At 69.9% G+C, this 26,234-nt stretch carries 6 protein-coding genes and 1 pseudogene; 2 read left to right on the top strand and 5 right to left on the bottom strand.

Annotation, left to right across the window (positions count from 1 at the left end; all coding sequences use genetic code 11):
- Positions 1–339 precede the first annotated feature (339 nt).
- The 4 genes and pseudogenes from ACFYO1_RS37000 to ACFYO1_RS36985 all read right to left on the bottom strand — a co-directional run.
- Positions 340–12,639: pseudogene (locus ACFYO1_RS37000) on the bottom strand (amino acid adenylation domain-containing protein); the annotation flags it as partial.
- A gap of 200 nt (positions 12,640–12,839) precedes the next feature.
- Positions 12,840–20,270 carry an amino acid adenylation domain-containing protein gene (locus ACFYO1_RS36995; protein WP_387242033.1) on the bottom strand — a complete coding sequence of 2,477 codons (7,431 nt, stop codon included), beginning with the start codon at positions 20,268–20,270 and terminating at the stop codon, positions 12,840–12,842.
- A 289-nt stretch (positions 20,271–20,559) separates the two neighbouring features.
- Positions 20,560–21,546: a DNA-binding response regulator gene (locus ACFYO1_RS36990; RefSeq protein ID WP_387242030.1), complete on the bottom strand. Its 987-nt coding sequence runs from the start codon at positions 21,544–21,546 to the stop codon at positions 20,560–20,562.
- 91 nt (positions 21,547–21,637) lie between these two features.
- Entirely contained in the window at positions 21,638–22,462 is an 825-nt protein-coding gene (locus tag ACFYO1_RS36985; protein WP_387242027.1) for a M23 family metallopeptidase, read from the bottom strand.
- Positions 22,463–22,709: 247 nt separating this feature from the next.
- Between ACFYO1_RS36985 and ACFYO1_RS36980 the strand changes: the two genes are divergently transcribed.
- Both ACFYO1_RS36980 and ACFYO1_RS36975 read left to right on the top strand, forming a co-directional pair.
- Positions 22,710–23,756 (top strand): nitronate monooxygenase, encoded by a 1,047-nt coding sequence (locus ACFYO1_RS36980; protein ID WP_387242024.1) that lies wholly within the window; start codon positions 22,710–22,712, stop codon positions 23,754–23,756.
- 63 nt (positions 23,757–23,819) lie between these two features.
- Positions 23,820–24,212 carry an SCO5389 family protein gene (locus ACFYO1_RS36975; RefSeq protein WP_375914966.1) on the top strand — a complete coding sequence of 131 codons (393 nt, stop codon included), beginning with the start codon at positions 23,820–23,822 and terminating at the stop codon, positions 24,210–24,212.
- 60 nt (positions 24,213–24,272) lie between these two features.
- Here the strand turns inward: ACFYO1_RS36975 and ACFYO1_RS36970 are convergent, their stop codons facing one another.
- Entirely contained in the window at positions 24,273–25,910 is a 1,638-nt protein-coding gene (locus tag ACFYO1_RS36970) for a long-chain fatty acid--CoA ligase (RefSeq protein WP_387242021.1), read from the bottom strand.
- Positions 25,911–26,234: the final 324 nt, after the last annotated feature.

Below are 26,234 nucleotides of genomic sequence, written 5' to 3'. Positions count from 1 at the left end.
GCGCTCGGCTCCGTCATGCCCCAGGCGGGCTGTAACACGCTCTCGCTGCGCTCGGTCACGCGCACACCGCTACGCGCGCGTCGTCATACCGCTGCCCGACCGACCGAACCATGGAGAAGCCTCACCCTGCCTGTTGTCGCCGCAAACCCGCCTCGATGCTCCCCGCCCCCATGATCATCGACCGCGCGCATGCCCATCGTTACCGACCTCACCGGCGCACGCCGAACACAGCCCGTGCGATCCGGGCAGCGGACCGCGGCCCGGCCGCGCGAAACGCGCGCCGGGAACGATTATTCCCTGCCGCCGCGCGATTGGTGACCCCACGGCGGCAGGACCTGCTCAGCCCAGCCGATCCAGCAGAATCGCCAGCTCGGCGCCGATCTCAGCGAGCGCCTCGGGGGCGGTCATCCGCGCGTGCGTCACCTCGACCGGCCGGTCGAGCACCGCACCGGTGACGTGCGGCGACCAGTCGGCCGCAGTGGCGCGAAGCACATCCGCCGGGTCGGCGACGGCCGCGCTGAAGTACTCCACCGAGCCGTGGAATACCCCTGGACGGTGCTGGGCGATCAGTTCGGCCGAGCGGACCGCGCTGCGGTAGATGCGCCGCAACCGTTCGGGGGTCAGGGCGACCAGTTCCGGCGGGATCATCGCGTGCAGGGCGGCCAGGGCCTGGTCGCTGAGGTCGTAGATGTCGTCGTCGGCCCCGATCAGGTCGCCGCCGAGCCCGAGTTCGGCCAGCGCGCCGCGCACCGCCGCGCGGAAGCCCGCGACGTCGGGGTTCGGGTGGCTGTCCATCATGGCCAGCAACTCGACCTGTTCGCCGTTGCCCTGGAGCTCGGTGGCGATGGCATGCGCGAGCACACCGCCGAGTGACCAGCCGAGCAGCCGGTACGGGCCGTGCGGCTGCACGGTCCGGATCTCGGTGACGTAGCGGTGCGCCAGCTCGGCGATCGAGCCGGGCAGGTCGCCGTCCTCGGACAGCGCGGGCGACTGCACGCCGTAGATCGGCTGCTCGGCGGGCAGGTGCTGGGTGAGGCCGGCGTAGCTCCAGGCCAGGCCGTACATCGGGTGCAGGCAGAACAGCGGCGCCGCGCTGCCCGCGGTACGGATCGGCAGCAGGACGCCCAGACCGGCGTCGAGGTCGCTCTCCCCCGGGGCCTGTGCGTCGATCCGGGCGGCCAGCCCGGCGACCGTGGCGTCGGTGAAGAACCACTGCACGCTGACCGTCGCGCCGGTGGCCTCGCGCAGCCGGCCGACCGCCTGCGCGGCCAGCAGCGAGTTGCCGCCGAGGGCGAAGAAGTCGTCGTCGAGACCGACCGGGTCCGCGCCGAGCAAGTCGGCGAATACCGCGGCGATGGTCTGCTCCAGCGCCGTATCAGGTGCGCGGAAGGCGATCGTGCTGACGAATTCCGGTGCGGGCAGGGCCTTCCGGTCGAGCTTGCCGTTCGGGGTCAACGGCAGCGCGTCCAGGACCACGACGGCGTCCGGGACCATGTAGCCGGTCAGGAACTCGGCGACCTGTGCCCGAATGGCCGCCGAATCGATCTCTGCCACAACATAACCGATGAGCCGGTCGCCCTGCGCGTCCGAACGGACCAGGGCGACCGCCTGATTCACGCCGTCGCAGCGCAGCAGCGCCGCCTCGATCTCGCCGAGTTCGATCCGGAAGCCGCGCAGCTGCACCTGCTGGTCGCTGCGGCCGGCGTACTCGAGCTGGGCCTTGTCACCGCAGTCGCGCCAGCGACCGACGTCGCCGGTGCGGTACATCCGAGAACCCGGCGCGCCGAACGGATTCGCCACGAACCTGGTCGCGGTCAAGCCCGGCTTGCCCAGGTAGCCGCGGGACAGCTGCGCGCCGACCACGTGGATCTCGCCCGGCACGTCGAGCGGGGTCGGGTGCAGGCGCGGGTCGAGCACATAGGCGTCCAGGCCGGGGATCGCGCGGCCGATGACGCTGGCTGGATTGCCGCGATCGCGTTCGTCCAGCGGCAGGAACGAGACGTGCACCGTGGTCTCGGTGATGCCGTACATGTTCACCAACCGGGTTGCCCCGCCGTGCCGTTCGTACCAGCGCTCGAGCTTGCGCAGATCCAGGGCCTCGCCGCCGAACACGACATAGCGCAGCGCCAGCGCGCCGGGCTCGGCGGCCCGGTCGGCCTCCGCCAATTGGTAGAAGGCGGACGGGGTCTGGTTCAGCACCGTCACCCGCTCGCGAATCAGCAACTCGCGGAACTGTTCCGGCGACCGCGAGGTGACGTAATCGACCACCACGACCGAGCCGCCGTGCGCCAGGCCGCACCACAGTTCCCACACCGAGAAGTCGAACGCGAACGAGTGGAACAACGTCCAGACATCGTGTTCATCGAAGCGGAACAGGGTTTGGGTGTTCGCGAACAGCTCGACGACGTTGCGGTGCGTGACGCCGACGCCCTTCGGCACGCCGGTCGAGCCGGACGTGTAGATGACGTAGGCCAGGTTGTCCGGGCGCAGCGGCGCGTTCCGGTCGGCGTCGTGAATCGGCGCGTCGGCGAAATCCGTTGTCTCCTCGAACAAGACGACGGGCAGCCCGCCCGTGGGCACCGCGGCCCGCTCGTCCGCCGTGGTCAGCACGCAGACCGGGGCGGCGTCGGCGAGCATGAACTCCAGCCGCTGGGCCGGGTAGGCGGAGTCGATCGGCAGATAGGCGGCGCCGGTCGCGAGCACGCCGAGCAGGGCGACCGGCAGGTCCTCGGTGCGCGGCACCGCGACGGCCACCAGCGATTCCGGGCCCGCGCCCTGCGCGATCAGCGCTCGGGCGACCTGGTTGGCACGGCGCTGCAACTCGCGGAAAGTGAGCGTCGCGGAGCGACTCGATGAGGGGTGGTGGTCGGGCGACGGGTGGGCCATGGTGCGGGTGCCGAAGCGGATGGCCACCGCGTCCGGACGCCGCCACACCTGATCGGCGATGAGGCCGGGCAGGGTCGCGCCCGGCACCCACGCGCCGAGCGAATTCCATTCGTGCAGCACGAGTTCGCGTTCGCCGGCGGCGAGCATGTCGATTTCGCCGACGACCACCGCGGCATCGGCGGCGATCGCGGCGAGGATGCGGCGGAAACGCTCGGCGAAGTTCTGCATGGTCGCGGCGTCGAACAGGTCCGTCGCGTAACTGAAGATCGCCGAGATGCCCTGGCGGTCCGGCTGTTCCGCGATGGTGAGCTGCAGGTCGAACTTGGCCGTCTGCACCTGCGGATCGAGGCCAGTCACAGTGAGGCCGGGCAGTTCGAGCGAGGTCTGGGCCAGGTTCTGGAAGACCAGCATCACCTGGAACAGCGGGTGCCTGGCCGCCGAGCGGACCGGGTCGAGCAGTTCGACCAGACGCTCGAACGGCAGGTCCGCGTGGCCGAACGCGGCGACGTCGGTGTCGCGCACGGCGGCCAGCAGCGCGTCGAACGTAGCGCCGGGCTCGATCTCGTTGCGCAGCACCAGGGTGTTGACGAACATGCCGATCACGTCGTCGAGCTCGGCCTCGCCGCGACCGGCGACCGGCGTACCGATGGCGATGTCGGAGCTGCCGGACAGACGGGCGAGCAGCACCGCGAGCGCGGCGTGCACGACCATGAACAGCGTCGCGTTGTGTTGCTGGGCAATCCGTTCGAGCGCGGCATGCAGGTCCGCGTCCAGCTCGAAGTCCAGCGTCGCGCCCCGGTAGGAGGCGGTGGCGGGGCGCGGGCGGTCGGCGGGCAGGGCCAGTTCGTCCGGCAGGGCGGCCAGCGCGGTGCGCCAGTACTCGGCCTGCTGGGCGATCAGGCTCTGCGGATCGTCCTCCGCGCCGAGCACGTCGCGCTGCCAGATGCTGTAGTCCGCGTACTGCACCGGGAGCGGGGCCCAGTCCGGCGCCGCGCCGCCGGTGCGGGCGGCGTAGGCCAGCATCAGGTCCCGGGTCAGCGGACCCATCGACCAGCCGTCGGCGCTGATGTGGTGCGCGACGAAGACCAGGACGTAGTCGGAAGTGCCGGTGACCTGGAACAGGTTGGCGCGGAACGGAACCTCGGCGGTGACGTCGAAACCCGCTGCCACGACTCGGTATACCGAATCCGCTACCTCGTCCGCGCCGATCTGCGCGGGCGTGAGATCGACCGAGACCTGCTCGGCGATGGACTGCACCGGGCCGTGCTGTGTCTGGGGGTATGTGGTGCGCAGGATCTCGTGGCGGGCCACCAGATCTCGCACCGCCGATTGCAGTGCGGCGACATCGAGATCGCCGGAAAGGCGGATGGCGGCCGGGATGTTGTAGACGGCCGAACCGGTGTCGAACTGGTTCAGGAACCACATCCGCTGCTGCGCCAGCGACAGCGGAATCTGTTCCGGGCGCGGACCCGCCACCAGAGCCTTGCGGCCGGAGCCGACGTGCTGCGCCACCCTCGCCGCCAGACCGGCGACGGTCGAGGCCTCGAACAGGGCGCGCACCGGCACCCGCGCGTCGAGCGCGGCGCCGATCCGGGCGGCGACCTGGGTGGCCAGCAGCGAGTTACCGCCCAGACCGAAGAAGTCGTCATCGGCACCGACCTGATCGACACCGAGCACCTCGGCGAACACCGAAGCCACGATCTCCTCGATCGGCGTCGACGGCGCACGGAAAGCCTGCGCCTCGAACTCCGGCTCCGGCAACGCCTTCCGATCCAGCTTGCCGTTCACGTTCAGCGGCAACGCATCCAGCACCACGAACGCCGCGGGCACCATGTACGACGGCAGACCGGTGGTCAGTGCCGACTTCACTTGCGCCACATCGACATCGGTCCCGGCCGGGACCAGGTAGCCGATCAGGCGATCACCGGTGCGCGGGTCCGACTTGGCGATGACGGCGGCCTGCGCGATCTCGGGCAGCGCGAGCAGCGCCGCGTCGATCTCGGCGAGCTCGATGCGGAAGCCGCGGATCTTCACCTGGAAGTCGGTGCGGCCCCGGTACTCCAGCTCACCGTCGCGGTTCCACGCCACCAGGTCACCGGTGCGATACATCCGGACACCGGTCTGGAACGGGTTGGCCACGAACCGATCCGCGGTCAGATCGGCACGACCGAAGTACCCACGCGCCAGCTGCGCACCGGCCAGGTACAGCTCACCGGAAACGCCGACCGGCACCGGCCGCAGTCGCGAATCCAGCACGAAGACCTGGCTGTTCCACTCCGGCGCACCGACCGGCACCGAGGCCTGGTCGTTGCGAGAGACCCGGTGGCTGGTGATGGACACCGCGGCCTCGGTCGGGCCGTACAGATTGAACAGTTCGACGCGCGGGTAGTCGCGCAGGAAGCGCTGCGCCAGTCCGGCGGGCAGCGCCTCGCCGATCGCGAGTGCTCGCCACAGCGAGGTGGGGAAGTCACCGGCGGTGAGTGCGTCGAGCATCGACGGCACCACATGCAGCGTGGTCACCCATTCACGAGCCATCAACTCGTTGAGGTACGCGGGATCCTGATGCCCATCCGGCGCGGCGATAACCAAACGGCCACCACACACCGCCGCCGACCAGAACTCCCACACCGAAAGATCGAACGTCGCAGCAGTCTTCAGCAAAATCGCATCAGCCGCATCCAGACCGAACTCGGTCACCTTCCACTGCAACTGATTCGCAATCGCCGCATGCGAAACCGCAACACCCTTGGGGCGACCCGTCGAACCCGACGTGAAGATCACATACGCCGTGTTCTCCGGACGCAACGGCGAAACGCGATCGGCGTCGGTGACCGGCGAGGCGTCCAGTCCGTCGAGATCGAGTTCATCGATCCGCACCACAGGCGCGACATCGGCGCTGAACGCGGCATCGGCATTGGTCAGCACACACACCGGTGCCGCCGTCTCGAGAATGTAGCTCGTCCGCTCGGCCGCCTGCGCCGGATCCACCGGCACATACGCACCACCGGACTTCGCCACCGCATACATCGCCACGATCAGATCCACCGAACGACGGAAAGCCAAAGCAACCCGCGACTCCGGCCCGACCCCGACCGAGATCAGATGCCGCGCAAGACGATTCACCCGCGCATCCAGCTCTGCGTAGGTCACCTTCTCGCGACCGGTCGGCAGATCGACTACGAGCGCGACGGATCGTGGATCGGCGGCCACTGCGGCGTCCAGCAGCGAAACCAGCGTCGCCGACTCGTCGACCTGCTGCTCGGTGGCGTTCCACCCGGCCAGCACGTCGTCGCGTTCGACCGCGTCGAGTACCTCGATATCCCCGACCGGCGTCGTCGCGTCCGCCACCACGGCGGCGAGGACCCGCGCGAACCGCTCGGCGAAGCCTTGCACGGTGGCAGCGTCGAAAAGATCTGTCGCATAGGTGAAGAACCCGCCCATGCCGGTCGGCACGCCGGACTCGTCGTAGCCGTCGCCGACGATCAGATGCAGATCGAACTGCGACACCGCCAGATCCGCGTCCAGTCCCGACACCGCGAGACCGGGCAACTCGAGCGCGGTGCGCGCGATGTTCTGGAACGACAGCCCCACCTGGAACAGCGGATGGTGTGCCGTCGAACGCGGCGGGTTCAGCACCTCGACCAAGCGCTCGAACGGAATATCCGCGTGCGCGAACGCCTGCAGGTCGGATTCGCGCTGCCTGCTCAGCAGGTCGACGAACGACTCACCCGGCTCGAACTGGGTCCGGAACACCACGGTGTTGACGAACATGCCGATCAGGTCGTCCAGCTCACGCTCGCCACGACCGGCCAGCGGCGTGCCGATGGCGACGTCCACCGCACCCGAGAGGCGAGCGAGTAGCACCGCCAGCGCGGTGTGCACGACCATGAACAACGTCGCGCCATGCGCCCGCGCAAGTTCCACGAGGCCCGCGTGGGTAGCGGCGTCGATCTGCACATCCACCCGGGCGCCGGCCAGGGAAGCGATCGCCGGACGCGGCCGGTCGGTCGGCAACTCGAGCAGATCCGGCAGGTCGGCCAGGTGCGCGCGCCAGAAGCTGATCTGCTGCGCGGCAATGGATTCGGCGTCGTTCTCGTCGCCGAGCACCGCCCGCTGCCACAGCGCGTAATCGGCGTACTGCACCCGCAGCGGCGCCCAGTTCGGCGCTTCGCCCGCGGTCCGCGCGGCGTAGGCGATCATCACGTCGCGCACCAGCGGACCCATCGAGGATCCGTCGGCGGCGATGTGATGCACCACGACGGCCAGCACATACGTGTCCGCGACGCCGTCGACCTGGAGTAGCGCCACCCGGACCGGGACCTCGGTGGTCACGTCGAACGAACTCGACGCCAGCGCGTACACCGCGCCTGCCACGTCGGCCTCGCTCAGCAGTCGCGGCGCGACATCCAGCGCGATCCCGTTGGGCGGCAACACCACCTGGACCGGACCGGCGGCCGTCTCCGGGTACACGGTGCGCAGCACCTCGTGCCGGGCCACCACATCGTGCAGCGCCGCACCGAGCGCGGCGACATCCAGCGCACCGGTCAGCCGCAGCGCGAACGGCAGGTTGTAGGCGGCCGAACCGGCCGCGTCGCCGTCCTGGTCGAAGCGGTTGAGGAACCACATCCGCCGCTGCGCCAGCGACAGCGGCAGTTCCGCGGGCCGCTCGATGCTGCCCAGCTCGACCCCGGGCCGGTTGTGCACCTGCGAATCGATCACGGACGCGAGGGCGGCCACGGTCGGCGCCTCGAACAGCGTCCGCACCGGCACCCGGCCGCCGACCGCCGCACCCAGCCGCGCGACCACCTGGGTGGCGATCAGCGAGTTGCCGCCGAGGGCGAAGAAGTCGTCGTCGGCGCCGACCCTGGTCAGCCCGAGCACCTCGCCGAAGACGCCCGCGATGATCTCCTCGACCGCCGTTGCGGGCGCGCGGAATTCACGCGCGGTGAACATCGGCTCCGGCAGCGCCTTGCGATCCAGCTTGCCGCTGGCGTTGAGCGGGAGCTCGTCGAGCGCGACGATGGCGGCCGGGACCATGTACGTGGGCAGCGTTTCCGCGATGGCTTGACGCAGTTCCTGCGGGTCGATGCGTGCGCCGGGCGCGGCGACCGCGTAGGCGACCAGCTGGTCACCCAGCGTCGACTGGCTGACCAGCGCGACCGCCTGACTCACCGAATCCTGGGCCAGCAGCGCGGTTTCGATCTCGCCGAGCTCGATGCGCTGACCACGGAACTTCACCTGGAAGTCGGTGCGCCCGAGGTAGTCGAGCACCATGTCCTCGTCGGCGTCCGCGCCGGAAGCCTTGCGCCACACCACGAGATCGCCGGTGCGGTACATGCGCTGACCGCTGCCGAACGGGTTCGCCACGAATCGATCCGCGGTCAGATCCGGCCTGCCGACATAGCCGCGCGCCAGCTGATCACCGGCCAGATACAGCTCACCGGCCACGCCGTCGGGCACCGGGCGCAGGCGCGCGTCGAGCACGTAGACCCGAGTGTTCCACTGCGGCAATCCGATCGGCACCGAACGAGTATCCGAACCGTCGGCCGGCCAGTAGGTCACCGACACCGCGGCCTCGGTCGGGCCGTACAGGTTGTGCACGTCCGCGTCGATCACCGCGTGCACCGCCGTGACCGTCTCCGGCGGCAGCGCCTCGCCGATCACGAAGATCTGCTCCAGCGTCGGGATGGCGCCCTTGGCGGTGTGCGCGGCGAAGATGGTCAGCATCGACGGCACGAAGTCGGTGACCGTCACCGACTGCGCGGCAATGGTTTCCGCGACATAGGCCGGGTCGCGATGCCCGTCCGGCGTCGCCACGACCAGCTTCGCGCCGACCCGCAGCGGCATGAAGAAGCCCCACAGCGACACATCGAAGGTGGTCGCGGTCTTCTGCAGGTACACATCGTCGGTGCCGAGCGGGTACTCGGCGAGCATCCACTCGATCTGATTGTTGATCGCCGCGTGCGACACCGCGACACCCTTGGGGCGACCGGTGGAACCCGAGGTGAAGATGACATACGCCGGGTTCTGCGGCCGCACCGGGCGGAGCAGCTCGTCCTTGCGCACCGGCGCATCGTCGAACCGCGTCAGATCGACGGTGTCGATCGCGACCGCCGCAACGCCGACCGGCAGGGCGGCCGCATCAGCGGAAGTCGTGACGACGCAAGTCGGCCGTGCCGTATCGAGGATGTGCGCGATCCGCTCGGCCGGATGATCCGGATCCAACGGCACATACGCCCCACCCGCAGAGACGATCGCATACATACCCACAACCAGATCCAGCGAACGCCGAATCGCCAAACCCACCAACGACTCCGCACCCACACCCCGCGCAATCAACAACCGGGCAAGGCGATTGACCCGCTCATCGAACTCGCGGTATGTGAGCTCGGTGCCCTCGAAGACCACCGCGACGGCATCCGGAGTAGACGCCACCGCCTGCCGATAGCCGTCGAGCAGCAGATGCGGGGCGACGCGCTGCCGAGTGTCGTTCCACTCGAACAGGATCCGGTCCCGCTCGACCAGCGACAACAGGTCGGCATCGCCCATCGCCCGGTCCGGATCGGCGGTGACCGCGCGCAGCAGCCGGCGGAACCGCGCGGCGAACCGCGCCACCGTCGCCGCGTCGAACAGATCGGTGGCATAGGTGAACATGGCCGAGAGACCGGTGTTCTCGCCCTCGTGCGGGGTCACCGTCAGCTGCAGATCGAACTTGGCCGCCGCGCCGTCCAGATCCAGGGCGGACGCCGACAGCCCCGGTAGTTCCAACGCGGGTTTGTCCATGTTCTGGAAGAACAGCGCCACCTGGAACAGCGGGTGATGCGCCTGCGAGCGCGCGGGATCGAGCACCTCGACGAGCCGCTCGAACGGCAGCTCCACGTGTGAGAAGGCCTCTAGGTCAACCTTTTTGGCCGACTCGACCAGCGCACGGAACGACGCGCCCGGCGCGCTGTCGGTGCGCAGCACGAGCATGTTGACGAACATGCCGATCAACCCATCCAGCGCCGCGTCGCCGCGACCGGCCACCGGCGTACCGATGGCGATGTCGGGCGTACCGGACAACCTGGCCAGCAGGGCCGCGAACGCCGCGTGCACCACCATGAACAGCGAGGCGCCCGTGTCGAGCGCGAGCGCGTCCAGCTTGGCCCTGGTCTGCGCGTCCACCTCGAACGTGTGCACCCCGCCGCGACCGGACGGCAGCGCGGGACGCGGGCGATCCGCAGGCAGCTCCAGCCGGCCGGGCAGCCCCGCCAAAGCCGTTCGCCAGTAACCGATCTGCTCGGCGGCCACCGACTTCGGATCGTTCTCGTCGCCGAGCATCGCGCGCTGCCACAGGGCGTAATCGGCGTACTGCACCGGTAGCGGCGCCCAATTCGGCGCGGTACCCGCGCTGTGCTCATCCGCCCCGTCGGCGGTGCCTGCGGCCATCCCCGAGCGGGCGAGGTAGGCGAAGGTCAGGTCCTGCACCATCGGGGCCATCGATGTGCCGTCGGCCGCGATGTGATGCACCACGACCGCGAGCACATGGTCGCCGTTGCCGAGCCGGAACAACGCCATCCGCAGCGGCACCTCGGCCGCCACATCGAAACCGGCCAGCATGAACTCCGCCAGCCTGCTGGGCAGCTCGGACTCGGCGACGTCGGTCGCGGCCAACTCCGGAATCGCCTGCGCCGCAGGCAACACCACCTGATAGCCGGTGCCGTCCACCGCCGGGTAGACCGTGCGCAGCGTCTCGTGCCGCTCGACCAGATCGGCCACCGCCGCCTGCAGCGCGGGCACGTCCAGCGCGCCGGACAACCGGATGGCGAACGGAATGTTGTTCGCCGCCGACGCGGTGTCGAATTGGTTCAGGAACCACATCCGCTGCTGCGCCAGCGACAGCGGGATGTGCTCGGGCCGCGGCATCGGCGCCAGCGCCTGCCTGCCGCCCGAGCCGGTGAACGGGGCGAGCCGCGCCGCCAGGGCGGCGACCGTCGGCGCCTCGAAGACGGTGCGCGCGGGCACCCTGGCGCCGATCTGCGCGCCGAGCCTGGCCACCACCTTGGTGGCGACCAGCGAGTTGCCGCCGAGCTCGAAGAAGTCGTCGTCGGCGCCGATCTCGGCGCCGGTGTCGAGCAGTTCCGCGAAGACCTGCGCGACCAGCTGCTCCAGTTCCCCACTGGGCGCGCGGAATTCCTTGGTCTGCAACTGCGGGGCGGGCAGCGCACGCCGGTCCAGCTTGCCGGTCGGCGACAGTGGGATCTCGTCGAGCACGGTGATGGTGGTCGGCACCATGTGCGCGGGCAGCCGCTGCTCGGCGGTCGCGATCAGCTCGTCGGTGTCCACCGTCGCGCCGGGCGCGGCCAGCACGTAGGAGACCAGAATCGTGGTGCCGCTGTCGAGCTCGTGCCCGATGGTGACCGCGAAGTCGACACTCTCGTGCGTGGCGAGCACCGCGTCGATCTCACCGAGTTCGATGCGGAAACCACGCACCTTCACCTGGAAGTCGTTGCGCCCGGCGTACTCCAGCCTGCCCTCTGCGGTCCAGCGAACCAGGTCACCAGAGCGATACAACCGAGACCCGTTGGGGTCGAACGGGTTAGCCACGAATCGGGCGGCGGTGAGCGCCGGGCGATCGTGGTAGCCGCGGGCCACCTGCGCGCCCGCGATGTACAGCTCGCCGACCACGCCGTCCGGCACCGGCGAAAGCCGCTCGTCCAGCACGTATTCGGTGACGCCGCGGATCGGCCCGCCGATGGTCAGCGGGGCGTCGAGCACCAGCGGCGCGCCGATGTTCACCACGATCGTGGTCTCGGTCGGGCCGTAGACGTTGAACAGCGCGCGGACGCCACCGGTGACCGGAAGTATCCAGCGCCGCACCAGATCCGGCGGCCAGGCCTCACCGCCGACCGCGACGACGCCGAGGTCGTCCAGCCCCGCCGGATCGATCGAGGCCAGCGCGGCGGGGGTGATGAACGCATGGGTCACCCGCTCGCGGCGCAGCAGCTCGGCGAGATCGTCACCGCCGAACACCATCGGCGCCACCACGACCATGGTCGCCGCGCCGCCGAGGGCGAGCAGCAGCTCCAGCATCGAGGCGTCGAACGAGGGTGAGGAAAAGTGCAGCGTCCGTGCGGTACTCGTGACGCCGTAGTGGGTGCGCTGCTCCTCGCAGAATCCGGCCAGGCCGGCCTGGGTGGCGACCACGCCCTTCGGCGCGCCCGTCGAACCGGAGGTGTAGATGACCCACGCCGGATGCTCGGCGCGCAGCTGACGCACCCGGTCGGCGTTGGTGATCGGCTCGGTCGAGTGCCGCTCCAGCGAGCGCAGGGTGGTCTCGCTGTCGATGACCAGCCATTCGACCTGGCCCGGCAGCTCGGTGGCGGACCGGCCGGTGGTCAGTCCGAAGACCGCGCCGGAGTCCTTCACCATGTGCTCGATCCGGTCGGCCGGATAGTTCGGGTCCACCGGCACGAAACCCGCGCCGGACTTCGCCACCGCCCAGACCGCGACCACGGAGTCGATCGAGCGCGGAACACCGATCGCGACAAGGTCTTCCGGGCCGACGCCGCGCTCGATCAGCAGCCGCGCCAGGCGGGTCGACCGCTCATCGAGTTCGGCGTAGCTCAGTTGCGCCAGTGTCGCTGTGGCGTCGGCATAGGTGAGGGCGATGCCGTCCGGGTTCGCTTCGACGGCGGTCGCCATCAGCTGCGGCAGTGTGATGACCCGGGGTCGCCGGGTCCGCGCCGGCCGGACACGAGCGGAACGCGTCATGCGTTCACCAGTGCCAGGATCTTGCTTCCCCGCCGGCCATCAGCACGCACGTCCCCAACTACACGAACCATGAAACTCTGCTCATCCTGCCTGTCGAACATGTTGAAGCCGCACCTGCCGCGGTCGCCTCGATTCGGCGAACCGGTCCCGAGTGACCCTAGTCATGTTTTTAGGGGCTTGCACCCGATACTCGACGGGACTTACCCCGCACGCAGCAGATCGGCCAGGGCGACGACCGTCGCCACCTGCGTCCATGCGCCGCCGACATCACCGCCGTCGGCGAGCACCACGGCTCGGAGATCCTCCAGTGCCGCCGGATCGAGGGTACTGGCTGTGGCGCGATCGGTCAGCAGGTGGCTGACCCACTCGTCGGCCAGCGCCTCGGTCAAGTCGGCGTCGCCCGGGACGAGCACCATGGACGCACCACACGAGCCCGCGGCCACCACCTCGATCAGGGCCAGCTCCGCCGGACCGCCGACCTGGAAGGTGCGGGATTCGAAGGTCAGCTCGGTGCCCGTGCGCAACTGGTCCGCAGCCCCCGCCAGCTGGTCGTAGGTGAGGGTGCGTGTCCCGACGTAGGCCGGATCGGTGCCCCGCAGCACGCGCGTGCGGTGTGCGTAGGTGACCGGCCGTGGCGACTCCGCGGCTATCTGCGCGGCCACCGCGGGATCGTCGAGCACGAGCCAGTCGACCTCGCTCGCGGTGGGCACGGCCGCACCGGTGAGACCGACCTTGACCACCGGGGCCGCGGGGACCTGCGCGTCGACCGAGGGCAGCGGAACGACCGCGGCACCGGCCTTGAGCACGGCCCAGGTCGCGACGACGGCGTCGACACCGCGGTCGAACCGGACCGCGACACCGTCACCCGGGCCGCAGCCGCGCGCGGCCAGCACACGGGCCAGCCGCGACGAGCGCGCGTCGAGTTCCTGATAGGACACCGCGTCCTCGCCGGCGACCAGCGCCGGGCCGTCCGGGTCGTCCTCGACCACCGCGGTCAGCGCCTGGGTCAGCGCGGTACCGGTGGTGGCCGTCGCGCCCGCGGCGCTGGGCTCCTGCGCGGTCTCCGCGGCGGACTGCACTCGCTCGCGCTCCTGGGCGTCGAGCAGATCGATATCGCCCACCCGCACCGTCGGATCCGCGACCACCGCGGCCAGCACCCGCTCCAGCCTGCGGCACAGCGCCTGCACCGTGGACTCGTCGAAAAGGTCTGTCGCATAGGTGATCGCGGTGATCAGCTCGGCCGGGGTGCCGTCGGCGTGATGCCGCGGATCGACGTTCACCTGGAGGTCGAACTTGGCCGCGATCTCGCCGCCGTCCAGCCCGGTGATGGTCAGGCCGGGCAGCTCCAGCTCGGGCTGCTCGTTGTTCTGGAACGACAGCACCACGCCGAACAGCGGGTTGTAGACCGTCGCGTGGCCGGCGGCGACCACCTCGGCGACCCGTTCGAAGGGGATGTCCGCGTTGGCGAAGGCGGCCAGGTCCGTCTCCCTGGCCCGGTCGACGAGTTCGGCGAAGGTGACGCCGGGCTCGACGGCGGTGCGCAGGGTGAGCGTGTTGACGAACATGCCGACCAGCTCGTCCAGCGCGCGTTCGCCGCGACCCGCGATCGGCGTGCCGATGGCGATGTCGCTGCTGTTCGACTGCCGGGCCAGCAGCACCGCCAGCGCGGCGTGCACGACCATGAACAGCGTCGAATTGTGTTCGCGCGCAAGCCGGACCAGCGCCGCGTGCACGTCCGGCGCGACGGCGAAGCCGGTGGAGGCGCCGCGCATCGACGGCACCGCGGGGCGCGGGCGGTCCAGCGGCAGGTTCAGCTCGCCGGTCAGTCCGTCGAGCTGGCGCCGCCAGAACGCCAACTGCTTTGCCGCGATGGAGTTCTCGTCGTCGTCGGTGCCGATGACCGCGCGCTGCCAGCCGGCGAAGTCCGCGTACTGCACCTCCAGCGGCGACCAGCGCGGCGAATTGCCGCCGATCCGAGCGAGATACGCGGTCACCAGGTCCCGGGCCAGCGGGGCCATCGAGGCGCCGTCGGCGGAGATGTGGTGCACGACCAGCGCGAGCAGGTGCTCGTCCGGGCCGACCGCGAGCAGCAGCGCACGCACCGGAACCTCTTGGGTCACATCGAATCCGGTGGACAGCAGCTCGGTGATGCGACCGATCGGGTCGGCGGTGGAGACGGTCTCCAGGCCACCGGGCAGCGTCTCGCCGACCGACAGGATCTCCTGGTAAGCCACGCCGGCCGGGTCCGACGGGTAGCGGGTGCGCAGGGTCTCGTGCCGCTCCAGCACGTCGGCCACCGCGTTGCGCAGGGCGGGCACGTCGAGCACGCCGGAGAGCCGGATGGCCAGCGGGATGTTGTAGGCGGGCGAGTCCGGATCGAACTGGTTGAGCACCCACATCCGTTGCTGGGCAAGCGACAACGGCACCTTGTCGGTGCGCGGCATCCGGGCCAGCGGCGGCCGCGCGCCGGACGCCTTGGCCGCGCCGGGCACGACCCGGGCGGCCAGCGCGGCGACGGTGGGCGACTCGAACAGCTCGCGCACGACGAGGTTGGCGTCGAGCGCCTCGTTGATCCGGGCGACCACCCTGGTGGCCAGCAGGGAGTTGCCGCCGAGGCCGAAGAAGTCGTCGTCCAGGCCGATCTCGTTGGCGCCGAGCAGGCCGGTGAACACCTCGGCGACCGCCTGCTCGACCGGAGAGCCGGGCGCGCGGAACGCGGCGGTGCTGAGGAATTCCGGTGCGGGCAGGGCCTTGCGGTCCAGCTTGCCGTTCGGCGTCAGCGGGAGCACGTCCAGTACCACGATCGCGTCCGGCACCATGTAGCCGGTCAGGAATTCGCCTACCTGCGTACGCAATTCGGCCGCGTCGAGCCGAACGCCGGTGTCCGGCACGACATATCCGATGAGCCGGTCGCCCGCGTTCTCGTCCGCGATCACCAGCACCACCGCCTGGCTCACGCCGGGGCAGCGCACCAGCGCCGACTCGATCTCGCCGAGTTCGATCCGGAAGCCGCGCAACTGCACCTGCTGATCACCGCGACCGGCGTACTCCAGCGTCGCCTGCCCGCCGAAGCCGACCCAGCGGCCGATGTCGCCGGTGCGGTACATCCGAGATCCCGGCGCGCCGAACGGATTCGCGACGAACCGGCTCGCGGCCAGCCCGGGCCGGCCGAGGTAGCCGCGGGACAGCTGCGCGCCGGCGACGTAGATCTCACCGGCCACGCCGACCGGCGACGGATGCAGCCGGTCCTCGAGCACGTAGGCGTCCAGGCCGGGCAGCGCGCGGCCGATGACGCTGGCCGCGTTGTCGACCATCTGCTCGTCCAGCGACAGGAACGACACGTGCACCGTGGTCTCGGTGATGCCGTACATGTTGACCAGCCACGGCGCGTCCACCGCGTGCCGCTCGTACCAGCGCTGCAACTGGCGCAGGTCCAGGGCCTCGCCGCCGAACACCACGTAGCGCAGCGCGAACTCGGCCCGATCGGCGGTCTGCGCGGCCCGGTCCGCCTCGGCGAGCTGATAGAACGCCGACGGGGTCTGGTTGAGCACGGTGACCTGTTCGCGAATCAGCAACTCGCGGAACAGTTCCGGCGACCGGGAGGTCAGGTAGTCGACCACCACGACGGTGCCGCCGTTGGCCAGCGCGCACCACAGTTCCCAGACCGAGAAGTCGAAGGCGAACGAGTGGAACAACGTCCACACATCGGTCTCGTCGAACTCGAACATCGACTGGGTGTTGGCGAACAGCTGCACCACGTTGCGGTGCGCGACGCCGACGCCCTTCGGCACGCCGGTCGAACCGGAGGTGTAGATGACGTAGGCCAGGTTGTCCGGCCGCAGCGGTGCGACCCGCTCGGACGCGCGCACCGCGGCGTCGGCGAAGTCGGCCGTGTCCTCCAGCAGGATGACCGGAATATCGCCCGCGGGAACGGATTCCAGCTCGCTCGCGGTGGTCAGGATGCACGCCGGAGCGGCATCGGTGAGCATGAACTCCAGCCGCTGTGCGGGGTAGGTCGTGTCGATCGGCAGGTACCCGGCACCGGCGGTGAGCACCGCGAGCAGCGCGACCGGCAGCTCCTCGGTACGCGGAACCGCAACGGCCACCAGCGCTTCCGGGCCGACACCCTGCGCGATCAGCGCTCGTGCCACCTTGTTGGCGCGCCGCTGCAACTCGCCGAAGGTCAGGGTGGTGTCACCGAAGCGGATCGCTCCAGCGTCCGGGCGCCTGCGCGCCTGGGCACCGATCAGATCCACCAGGGTCAGCTCGGGCACCTCGGCGCCCGGGCTGTTCCACTCGTGCAGCACCAGCTCGCGCTCACCCCGGGCCAGCACGTCGATATCGCCGACCGGGACCTCGGAATCGGCCGCGACCGCGGCCAGGATCCGGCCGAAGCGGTCGGCGAAGTCCTGCACGGTGGCCTCGTCGAAGAGGTCGGTGGCGTAGGTGAACGCCGCCGAAATGCCTTCCGCGGCACCGTGCCGGTCGATCCGCTCGACCAGGGCCAGTTGCAGATCGAACTTCGCCAGCGGCATCGCCAGGTCCACCGCCGAGGCCGACAGGCCGGGCAGCTCCAGTTCGGTGCGAGCCAGGTTCTGGAAGGTCAGCATCACCTGGAACAGCGGGTGCCTGGCCGCCGAGCGGGCCGGGTCCAGCAGTTCCACCAGCCGCTCGAACGGCACGTCGGCGTGGCCGAAGGCCTCGACGTCGACCCGGCGGACCTCGCGCAGCAGTTCGTCGAACGTCGCGCCCGAGTCGATATCCGTGCGCAGCACAAGGGTATTGACGAACATGCCGATCAGGTCGTCCAGCGCGGCCTCGCCGCGACCGGCGACCGGGGTACCGATGGCGATGTCCCTGGTGCCGGACAACCGGGCCAGCAGCGCCGCGAGCGCGGCGTGCACGACCATGAACAGCGTCGAATTGTGGTTGTGCGCAAGGCGGCTCAGCGCGCCGTGCACATCCGGGCCGATCTCGAAGGCGAGGGTGGCGCCGTGGTTGGACGCGACCGCGGGCCGCGGCCGGTCGGCGGGCAGCTCCAATTGCTCGGGCAGCGCGGCCAATTCGGTCCGCCAGTAGTCGATCTGCTTGGCCAGCACCGATTCCGGGTCGTCCTCGGCGCCCAGGATCTCCCGCTGCCAGATCGCGTAGTCGGCGTACTGCACCTCGAGCGGCGGCCATTCCGGTGCGCCACCGCGCATCCGGTCCAGGTAGGCGGCCATCAGGTCGCGGGTCAGCGGGCCCATCGAGAAGCCGTCACCGGCGATGTGGTGCACCACGCAGACCAGCACGTGCTCGGTCTCGCTCAGCTCGAGCAGCCGCACCCGCACGGGCGGGGCCGAGGTCACGTCGAAGCCCTTGGTCACCACGGCGGCGACCAGTCCGGGCAGCTCGGCCTCGGTGGCCGGCTCGACCACGAATTCGGCCACCGCGCGCGGATCGCCGATCGAGAGCACCCGCTGGTAGCCCTCGCCGTCCACCTCGGGGTACAGCGTGCGCAGCACCTCGTGCCGCTCGGTGAGGTCGCGCACGGCGGCGCGCAGCGCGTCGATATCGAGGTGCCCGGACAGGCGCACCGCGGCCGGAATGTTGTTGACCGCACTGCTCGGATCGAACCGGTTCAGGAACCACATCCGCTGCTGCGCGTAGGACAGCGGCACCCGCGACGGCCGCGGCCGGGCGTGCAGCGCCTGCCCGGCGGCCGAACCCGCGTGCTGCTCGACCCGTTCCGCGAGCGCGGCCACGGTGGTCGCCTCGAACAGCAGCTGCACGGGCACCCGCACCTGCAACGCCGACCCGATCCGGGCGGCGGCCTGCGCGGCGAGCAGCGAGTTGCCGCCGAGTTCGAAGAAGTCGTCGTCTACACCGACGCGCGTCAGCGCGTCATCGGACACAGCCCCGGCTCCGCTCGGCTTTTCCCCGGCCACCAGCAGCGCGGCGAACACGTCGGCGACGATCTCCTCGACCGGTGTCGACGGGGCCCGGAAAGCCTTGGCGGCGAAGACCGGTGCGGGCAGCGCCGCGCGGTCCAGCTTGCCGACCGGGGTCAGCGGGATCTCGTCGAGCACCATGATGGCGGCCGGAATCATGTACCCGGCCAGCGACTCTCCGATGAACTCGGCGAGTTCACCGGTGTCGACGGTGGTTCCGGCGCGCGGCAGCACGTAGGACACCAGCGCGGTCGCGCCGGACGGCAGCGTCTTGCCGAGGGTGGCCGCGTAGTCGATGTCCGGGTGCGCGGTCAGCGCGTTGTCGATCTCGCCCAGTTCGATGCGGAAGCCACGGATCTTGACCTGGAAGTCGGAGCGCCCGAGATACTCGATCGTGCCGTCGGGCCCACCCGTCTCCCGACCGCCACCCCCCACTGAATCGCTGCGCGATGCTGTTGGCACGCGCCGCACCAGGTCTCCGGTGCGGTACAGGCGCGTGCCGGCGGTATCGGTGTCCGCGCCGAACGGGCTTGCCACGAAGCGCTCCGCGGTCAGCCCCGGCTTGCCCAGATAACCCTGCGCGAGTGCGGGACCCGACAGGTACAGCTCGCCGACCACACCGGCCGGCACCGGCCGCAGCCGCGAATCCAGCACGAACGCACCGACTCCCGGGATCGCCGAGCCGATCGTGATGACGTCGTCGGCCACCATCGGCGCCGAGCTGGTCGCGAGAATCGAGGCCTCGGTGGGTCCGTAACCGTTGTAGAACTCACGGTCCCCGGTGGCCCAGCGGCCGACCAGTTCCGGGCCGAACTTGTCGCCGGCCACCACCACGACCCGCAGGTCGTCCAGGTCGGCCGGGTCCACCGATTCCAGTGCGCCCGGGGTGATCAGCATGTGCGTCACGCGTTCGCGGCGCAGCAGATCGGCCAGCTCGTAGCCGCCGAACACCGACGGCGGCGCGATCACCAGCGTCGCGCCGGAGGAGAAGGCGAGCAGCAACTCCAGGATCGAGACGTCGAAGTTCGGCGAGCACACATGCAGCACCCGCGAATCGGCGGTCACGCCGTAGTGCTCGCGCTCGGCGGCGACCAGGCCGGCCAGGCCGGTGTGGGTGACCACGACGCCCTTGGGCCGCCCGGTCGAACCCGAGGTGTAGATGACGTAGGCCGGGTGCCGCTCGTCCAGCGGTCGCACCCGGTCGGTGTAGGAGATCGGATGTTCGGGGCGGGCGGCGATCCGCGCGGCCTGCACCGGGTCGTCCAGCTCGATCCAGTACACCCCGGTGCCGAGCACCGGGCGGTGGGCCGAGGTGGTGAGCCCGACGGTCGCGCCGGAGTCGGACAGGATGTGGTTGATGCGGTCGGTCGGGTAGGCCGGATCGACCGGAACGTAGGCGGCGCCGGTTTTGGCGATCGCCCACACGGCGATGACCGACTGGAGGCTGCGGGCGATGCCGATGGCGACCACGTCGCCCGGTCCGACACCGCGCTCGATCAGTTCCCTGGCCAGCCGCGAGGAGGTCGCGTCCAGTTGGGCGTAGGTCAGCTGGCGTTCGTCGTCGAGCTGACCCGACGGATTGAAGCGAACGGCGACCTCGTTGGCCTCGGATTCGACGGCGGCGGTCAGCAACTGCCCGAACAGCGGGCTGCCCGACCTGCGGCGACGGCTACCACGAGCGGAACGACGGGCAGTTTCCATTCGAGTGCATTCACCTCTCGCATCGAGCTAGGACCCGGCCCTACCCATATCGAGGGCGTATCGTCCGGGGCCAGCGCGGTCCGAGCAATCATATAAGGGACTGCTCAGTACCCACGCCTTGCTGTCTTGGATTGATACGGACCACCGACAGCGGTCCGCCCCCTTGTTCGGGCTCCTGTCTTCCCACATCCGCCGCGACCCCCATGGAAGCGGTGTCTTGCCAGATGCCACGGTTTATATCGGTTACAGACCGGTCGTGTTGCACGAGTACCCGGATCGGTGAACTAGTTCACAACCAACCTCGCCGGGTTGCCTGCACCCCGGCCTGGAATCGGGTGCTCGCGCCGAGCCGCTCCAGCAGTCGCGCGGTCCGGCGGACCACAGTACGCCGGGACATCCCGAGCCGTCGCGCGATGGTGTCGTCGGTGGCACCGAGACCCATCAGCGTCAGGATCGCGCGGTCACGCTCGTCGAGGGCCTCCGCGGTCGGGTTCACCGAGATGGGCGCGGCCAGCGACCACAGCACGTCGAACGTTTTGATCAGCAGGTCCAGCGCGGGTGAGCCGGTGATCCGCAAGCCCATGGGGTCGGGGCGGCGTTCGTCGACGTGCAGCACCAGGCTAGCGCGTTCGTCGTCGCTGACGATCATTTTGAACGGCGGCTCCGGCAGCGTGCGCGCCTGTGCCCCACTGGCATTGGTGGACAGGGCGTGGCGCAGCCGGTCCGGATCCTGGTAGATGGTGTCCTGGTAGAGCGTCTGGTAGCGGATGCCTTCGCCGAGCCGATTCCGCTTGAGCTGGAACAACTGTCGTTCGCGCTCGAGATCGCTGAGGTAGGGCCCGCGCTCGATCACCTTGACGCAGCTGCGCGCACTGGTCTGCATCTCCTCGAAATCGGCGAGCATTTCCAGGCGTTCGAACACCGGCACCACGGCGCCGCTGCTGCGCGGCGAGCGGCGCACCGAGCGGAACGTCTCGCTGAGCCGCGCTGCGGCCGTGTGCATCTGATTGATCTGCTGTTGCCTGCGCCGGGCCTCGGCCTCGGACAGCGACTCCGGTGCGTGCGCGTCCCACACCGCGGGTCCGTCGTCGCCGCCCGGCACCCGCACGGCGGCGCGCAGGTCCGCGAGCACGTTCAACGACGCCGCGGCCGTCTCCTCCGAAACGCCCAGGTACTGCGCGATATCGGGGAGACTCGATCGCGGATGATGCACCAGCACGGCGTAGGTTCGGCCGTGCGGTGATCCAGGCTCGAAGATGTCGCCCAGCTCTGTCACGATCCGAGCCTATCGACCGACCGGTCCTGGTGGGGCTCCCTGCCCGGGAATGGGGGCAGGGATCGGCGGAATATCAAGCCGGGCAGCGGAATCAGTGGGCCGACGGGCCCCACTGCAACGGCACACCCTTGGCCGCCAGGTAGGGCAGCGGGTCGATCTTGGTGCCGCCCTGGTCCCAGATCTCCAGGTGCAGGTGGGGGCCGGTGGAGTTGCCGCGGTTGCCAACGGTGGCGATCACATCGCCCGCGTTGACCCGCTGGCCGACGTGCGCGAGCATCTCGTTGACGTGGCCGTAGACGGCGATGGTGCCGTCGTCCTGCTGCACCCGCATCCACAGGCCGAAGCCGGAGGCGGGGCCCGCCTCGATCACCGTGCCGTTGCTCACCGAGTGAATCGGGGCGCCGATCTGATCGGCGAAGTCGAGGCCGTAATGCATTTCGCCCCAGCGGCTGCCGAAGCCGGAGCTGATCTCTCCGCCGACCGGGCGCACGGCGCCCATCGGGGCGGGCGCGGTCTGCTGCTGCACGCCCTTGAGGATCTGCTCGGCCTGGGCCAGCGGGCCGGCGATCTCCGGCGGCAGGTTCTGCAGGCCGAACGGCGCGGGGGCCGGCGCGGCGATCTGACCGGCCACCGGCACCGCGGGGGCCGGGGCCTCCGGCGCGGGGGTGGCGGCCTTGACCTGGGCGACCGGCAGAATGCCGGTGCCGCGGACGGTCATGGGAGCGTCTGCTTCGTCGCCGTCGTGCGCGCCGGGCAGCATCGGACTGGCGACCGCGGGGGCGATCTGGGAGACGGTGCCGATCAGGGCGCCCGCGGCGACCGCGACGCCGGCGGCGACCTTCACCCGGTCGGTTGCGGTGGACTCGACGCGATGCCGCGTCGGCCGACCCGAGATTTCATCGCCGATGAGGCTCATGACGGTAATGGAACTGGGGCCTACCCGATGGTGCGACACAGCTGCGTCCTTGCGTCCGAAGAACAGGTGGTTCAGCGGAGCCGGGCCGGTCGCGATCCGGTTCGGTAACGATCCGGTGAAGCCTGCGATATAACGGTTTGGCATCCGTTGTGACGGGAACTCTACCCCGTCGTGACCATTCCGCAACCTTCTGCGCAAAGACGCAGGTAAATACCGGGTCACACGTCCAGTAGGCCACACTGGAGCCGTGATCATCGATGACTTGACCGTCCCGATTGTCCTCGCTCCGATGGCCGGTGGGCCGTCAACGCCCGAATTGACCGTCGCGGTCGCCGAGGCCGGCGGTTTCGGCCTGCTAGCCGCCGGTTACCTGAGCGCGGCCGACACCGCCGCCCGGATCGCCGCCACCCGCGCCGCGACCGGCTCCCCCTTCGGCGTCAATCTCTTCGTGCCCGGCCCCGCCGCCTCCCCCACCGAGTTCACCGACTACCTCGCCGAGCTCGCCCGCGAATACCCGGTCGGCGACGCGAAGTACGACACCGACGACTGGGACGCCAAGCTGGATCTGCTCGTCGCCGATCCGGTCGCGGTCGCCTCCTTCACCTTCGGCTGCCCGACCGCCGCGGAGATCGACCGGCTGCGGGCCGCCGGCACGGAAAGCTGGGTGACCGTCACCTCGCCGGCCGAGGCACGGATCGCCATCGAGCGCGGCGCCGACGTGCTCATCGCGCAGGGCGCGGAGGCGGGCGGGCACCGCGCCACCTTCGTCGACCGGCCCGCGGACGATGACACCGATCCGCTCAGCGTGCTCGCCCTGCTGCAACTGCTGACCGCCGCGACGGACAAGCCCGTGGTGGCCACCGGCGGCATCAGCACCGGCGCGGGCATCGCGGCAGCACTCGCCGCGGGCGCGGCCGCCGTGCAGCTCGGCACAGTGTTCCTGCGCTGCCCCGAGGCCGGCACCAATCCGGTGCATCGCGCCGCGCTGACCGCCGGCACCCCGACCATGCTCACCCGCGCCTTCACCGGCCGCCGGGCCCGTGGCCTGCGCAATCAATTCATGGTCGAGCACAGCGCGACCGCACCCGCCGCGTATCCGGAGATCCATTACGCCACCGCGCCTTTGCGGGCGGCGGCCCGGTCCGCGGGCAACCCGGACAACGTGAACCTGTGGGCGGGCCAGACGCACACCCTGGCACCGGAGCTACCGGCCGGCGAACTGGTCCGCACGCTGGCGGCCGATACGAAAACCGCACTGAACGCAGCACTTTCGCGGCGAATCCAGGTTTGTTGACAACGACTTTCGATTAGAATCGAGACGCATCGCATCGGCCATCCACCCTTGGAGGAGAGCGCTATGTCCCTCGATGTCCCCGCCCCACTGCTCGAACGTGCCGAACGCGGCGAAGTCGACGACGCCGATTTCGTCGAGGTCGTCCGCCAGTCGCTGCCCTACGCCTACGAAGTCGTCAGCCGGGTCGCCGGCGAACTGCGTTCCGGCAGTGAGGAATACGCCGACAACCTGGTCGCACCGCCGGACGAGGTGGCGCGCGGGCAGCTGCTGCGCGCGATGGCCTCCGACGCGATCCGCGGCGGACTGGAACGGCACTTCGGCGTAAAACTCGCCTTCCAGAACTGCCATCGGGTGGCCGCCTTCCCGCTGTCCGCGGTCGGCGGCGAGACCTACAGCACGTTCATCGGCACCAGGGCGCAGCTGCTGAACCAGAGCCCGGAACTGCGCAACTGCTGATCGCCCACGCGGAAGGCCCGGCGCGGCACGATGTTTCGCGCCGGGCCGACCGCGACCGGATCAGGACAGCGTGGTGACCGTCAGGTCGCCGTCCGCGTACTGGGCGCGCAACCGCTTCTTGTCGAACTTGCCGACGCTGGTCTTGGGCACCTCGGCGATGAACGTCCAGCGTTCCGGCAGTTGCCATTTCGCGAACTTGTCGGCGAGGAAGTCGCGCAGCTCGTCGGCCTTGGCCTCCGCACCCTCGGCGAGCACGATCGCGACCAGCGGCCGCTCGTCCCACTTCTCGTCCGGCACGCCGATCACGGCCGCCTCGGCCACCGCGGGGTGACCCATTACGGCGTTCTCCAGGTCCACCGACGAAATCCATTCGCCGCCGGACTTGATCACGTCCTTGGACCGGTCCACCAGGGTGAGGTAGCCGTCCGGGCTGATCTTGCCGACGTCACCGGTGCGCAGCCAGCCGTCGTCGAACTTGTCCGGGTCGACCTCGACGCCGTCCGGTGAGTAATAGGAGCCGGTGATCCACGGACCGCGAACCTCCAACTCGCCCAGCGCTTCCCCGTCGTTCGGGACCACGCTGCCGTCGTCGCCGACCAGCCTGGCCTGCACGCTCGCCGGGAACCGGCCCTGGGTGTAGCGGTACTCCCACTCGTCCTCGCCGGTCGCACCGGTCGGCGGGTGCGCGACGCTGCCGAGCGGCGAGGTCTCGGTCATGCCCCACGCGTGCAGGATGCGCACGCCGTGCTTTTCCTGGAAAGCCCGCATCATCGACGGCGGCACGGCGGAGCCGCCGACCACTGCGGTGCGCAGATGGGTGATGTCCTGCGGGTGGGCGGCCAGGCCGGCCAGCACGCCACCCCAGATGGTCGGCACCGCCGCGGCGAACGTCGGCTGCTGGGCCGCCATCATCTCCAGCAGCGGGCCCGGCTGCAGGAACCGGTCCGGCATCAGCACATTCGCACCCGACATCAGCGCCGCGTATGGGATGCCCCACGCGTTCGCGTGGAACAGCGGGACGATCGCCAGGATCGTGTCGCGACCGGTGAAGGCCATGCCGCTCGGCGAGCACACCTGCATGGCGTGCAGCCAGTTCGAGCGGTGCGAATACACCACGCCTTTCGGGTCGCCGGTGGTGCCGGAGGTGTAACACATTGCCGCGGCGGAACGTTCGTCGATCACCGGGAAGTCGTAGGTATCCGGTTGCGCGGCAAGCAGTTCGGTGTAGGAGTGCACCTGTACACCCGCGGGCGCGGACAGCGTGGACGCGTCGCCGTTGACCACGATGACGTGCCGGACCGTCTTCAGGTTCGGCAGGTACTGGGCGAACATCGGCAGCAGCGTGCCGTCGACCAGTACCACCTGATCCTCGGCGTGATTGGCCACGTAGACCAGCTGATCGGGGAACAGCCGGATGTTGAGCGCGTGCAGCACCGCCCCCATCGCCGGGGCCGCGATGTAGGCCACCAGGTGCTCGTTGTTGTTCCACATGAAGGTGCCGACTCGATCGCCGATGCCGATGCCCAGCTCCCGCAACGCGTTGGCCAGCCGCGCCGCGTCCGCGCCGACTTCGCGATAGGTCATGGTGCGCACGCCCGTTCCGGTCCAGGTGGACACGGTCGAATCGCCGACAAACGTCGATGCGTAGCGCAGCAACGTGGCCAGCGACAACGGCTCGTCCTGCATGGTGCTCAACATCGGAACTCCTTTTTCTTCAGTGGCCCGTTCCGCCTCTCCGCGGATTCAGGCCAGATTCGTGTGCCACGGTAGTTCCGTCGGCGAACGGCGGTAGTGCGGTGAGCGGAACCAGCGCGGTCGCAACGGTTTCCGGCAACCCCGATCCGATCGGTTCGGCCTCGGATCCGGCGGACCCGAGGTCGTCCGGAATCCAGCTGCGATGGCGCAGGTCAGGCAGCTCGGAGAGGTTATGGACGCGCGTCGGCATGGTTCAGCACGCACCGACCATGAGCCACATCACAGGGCGAATGCTACCGAACAGTAAAGGTGCCCGGGGAGTGCTGA

This window comes from Nocardia sp. NPDC006044, assembly GCF_042871115.1.
Classification (GTDB): domain Bacteria; phylum Actinomycetota; class Actinomycetes; order Mycobacteriales; family Mycobacteriaceae; genus Nocardia.
Note: the sequence above shows the minus strand (reverse complement) of the source record. Positions and strands in the feature narration are given on the sequence as shown.

Coding starts and splice junctions, on each gene's coding strand:
- ACFYO1_RS36995 (WP_387242033.1), bottom strand. CDS start 20,270: ATGGAAACTGCCCGTCGTTCCGCTCGTGGTAGCCGTCGCCGCAGGTCG.
- ACFYO1_RS36985 (WP_387242027.1), bottom strand. CDS start 22,462: ATGAGCCTCATCGGCGATGAAATCTCGGGTCGGCCGACGCGGCATCGC.
- ACFYO1_RS36975 (WP_375914966.1), top strand. CDS start 23,820: ATGTCCCTCGATGTCCCCGCCCCACTGCTCGAACGTGCCGAACGCGGC.
- ACFYO1_RS36970 (WP_387242021.1), bottom strand. CDS start 25,910: ATGTTGAGCACCATGCAGGACGAGCCGTTGTCGCTGGCCACGTTGCTG.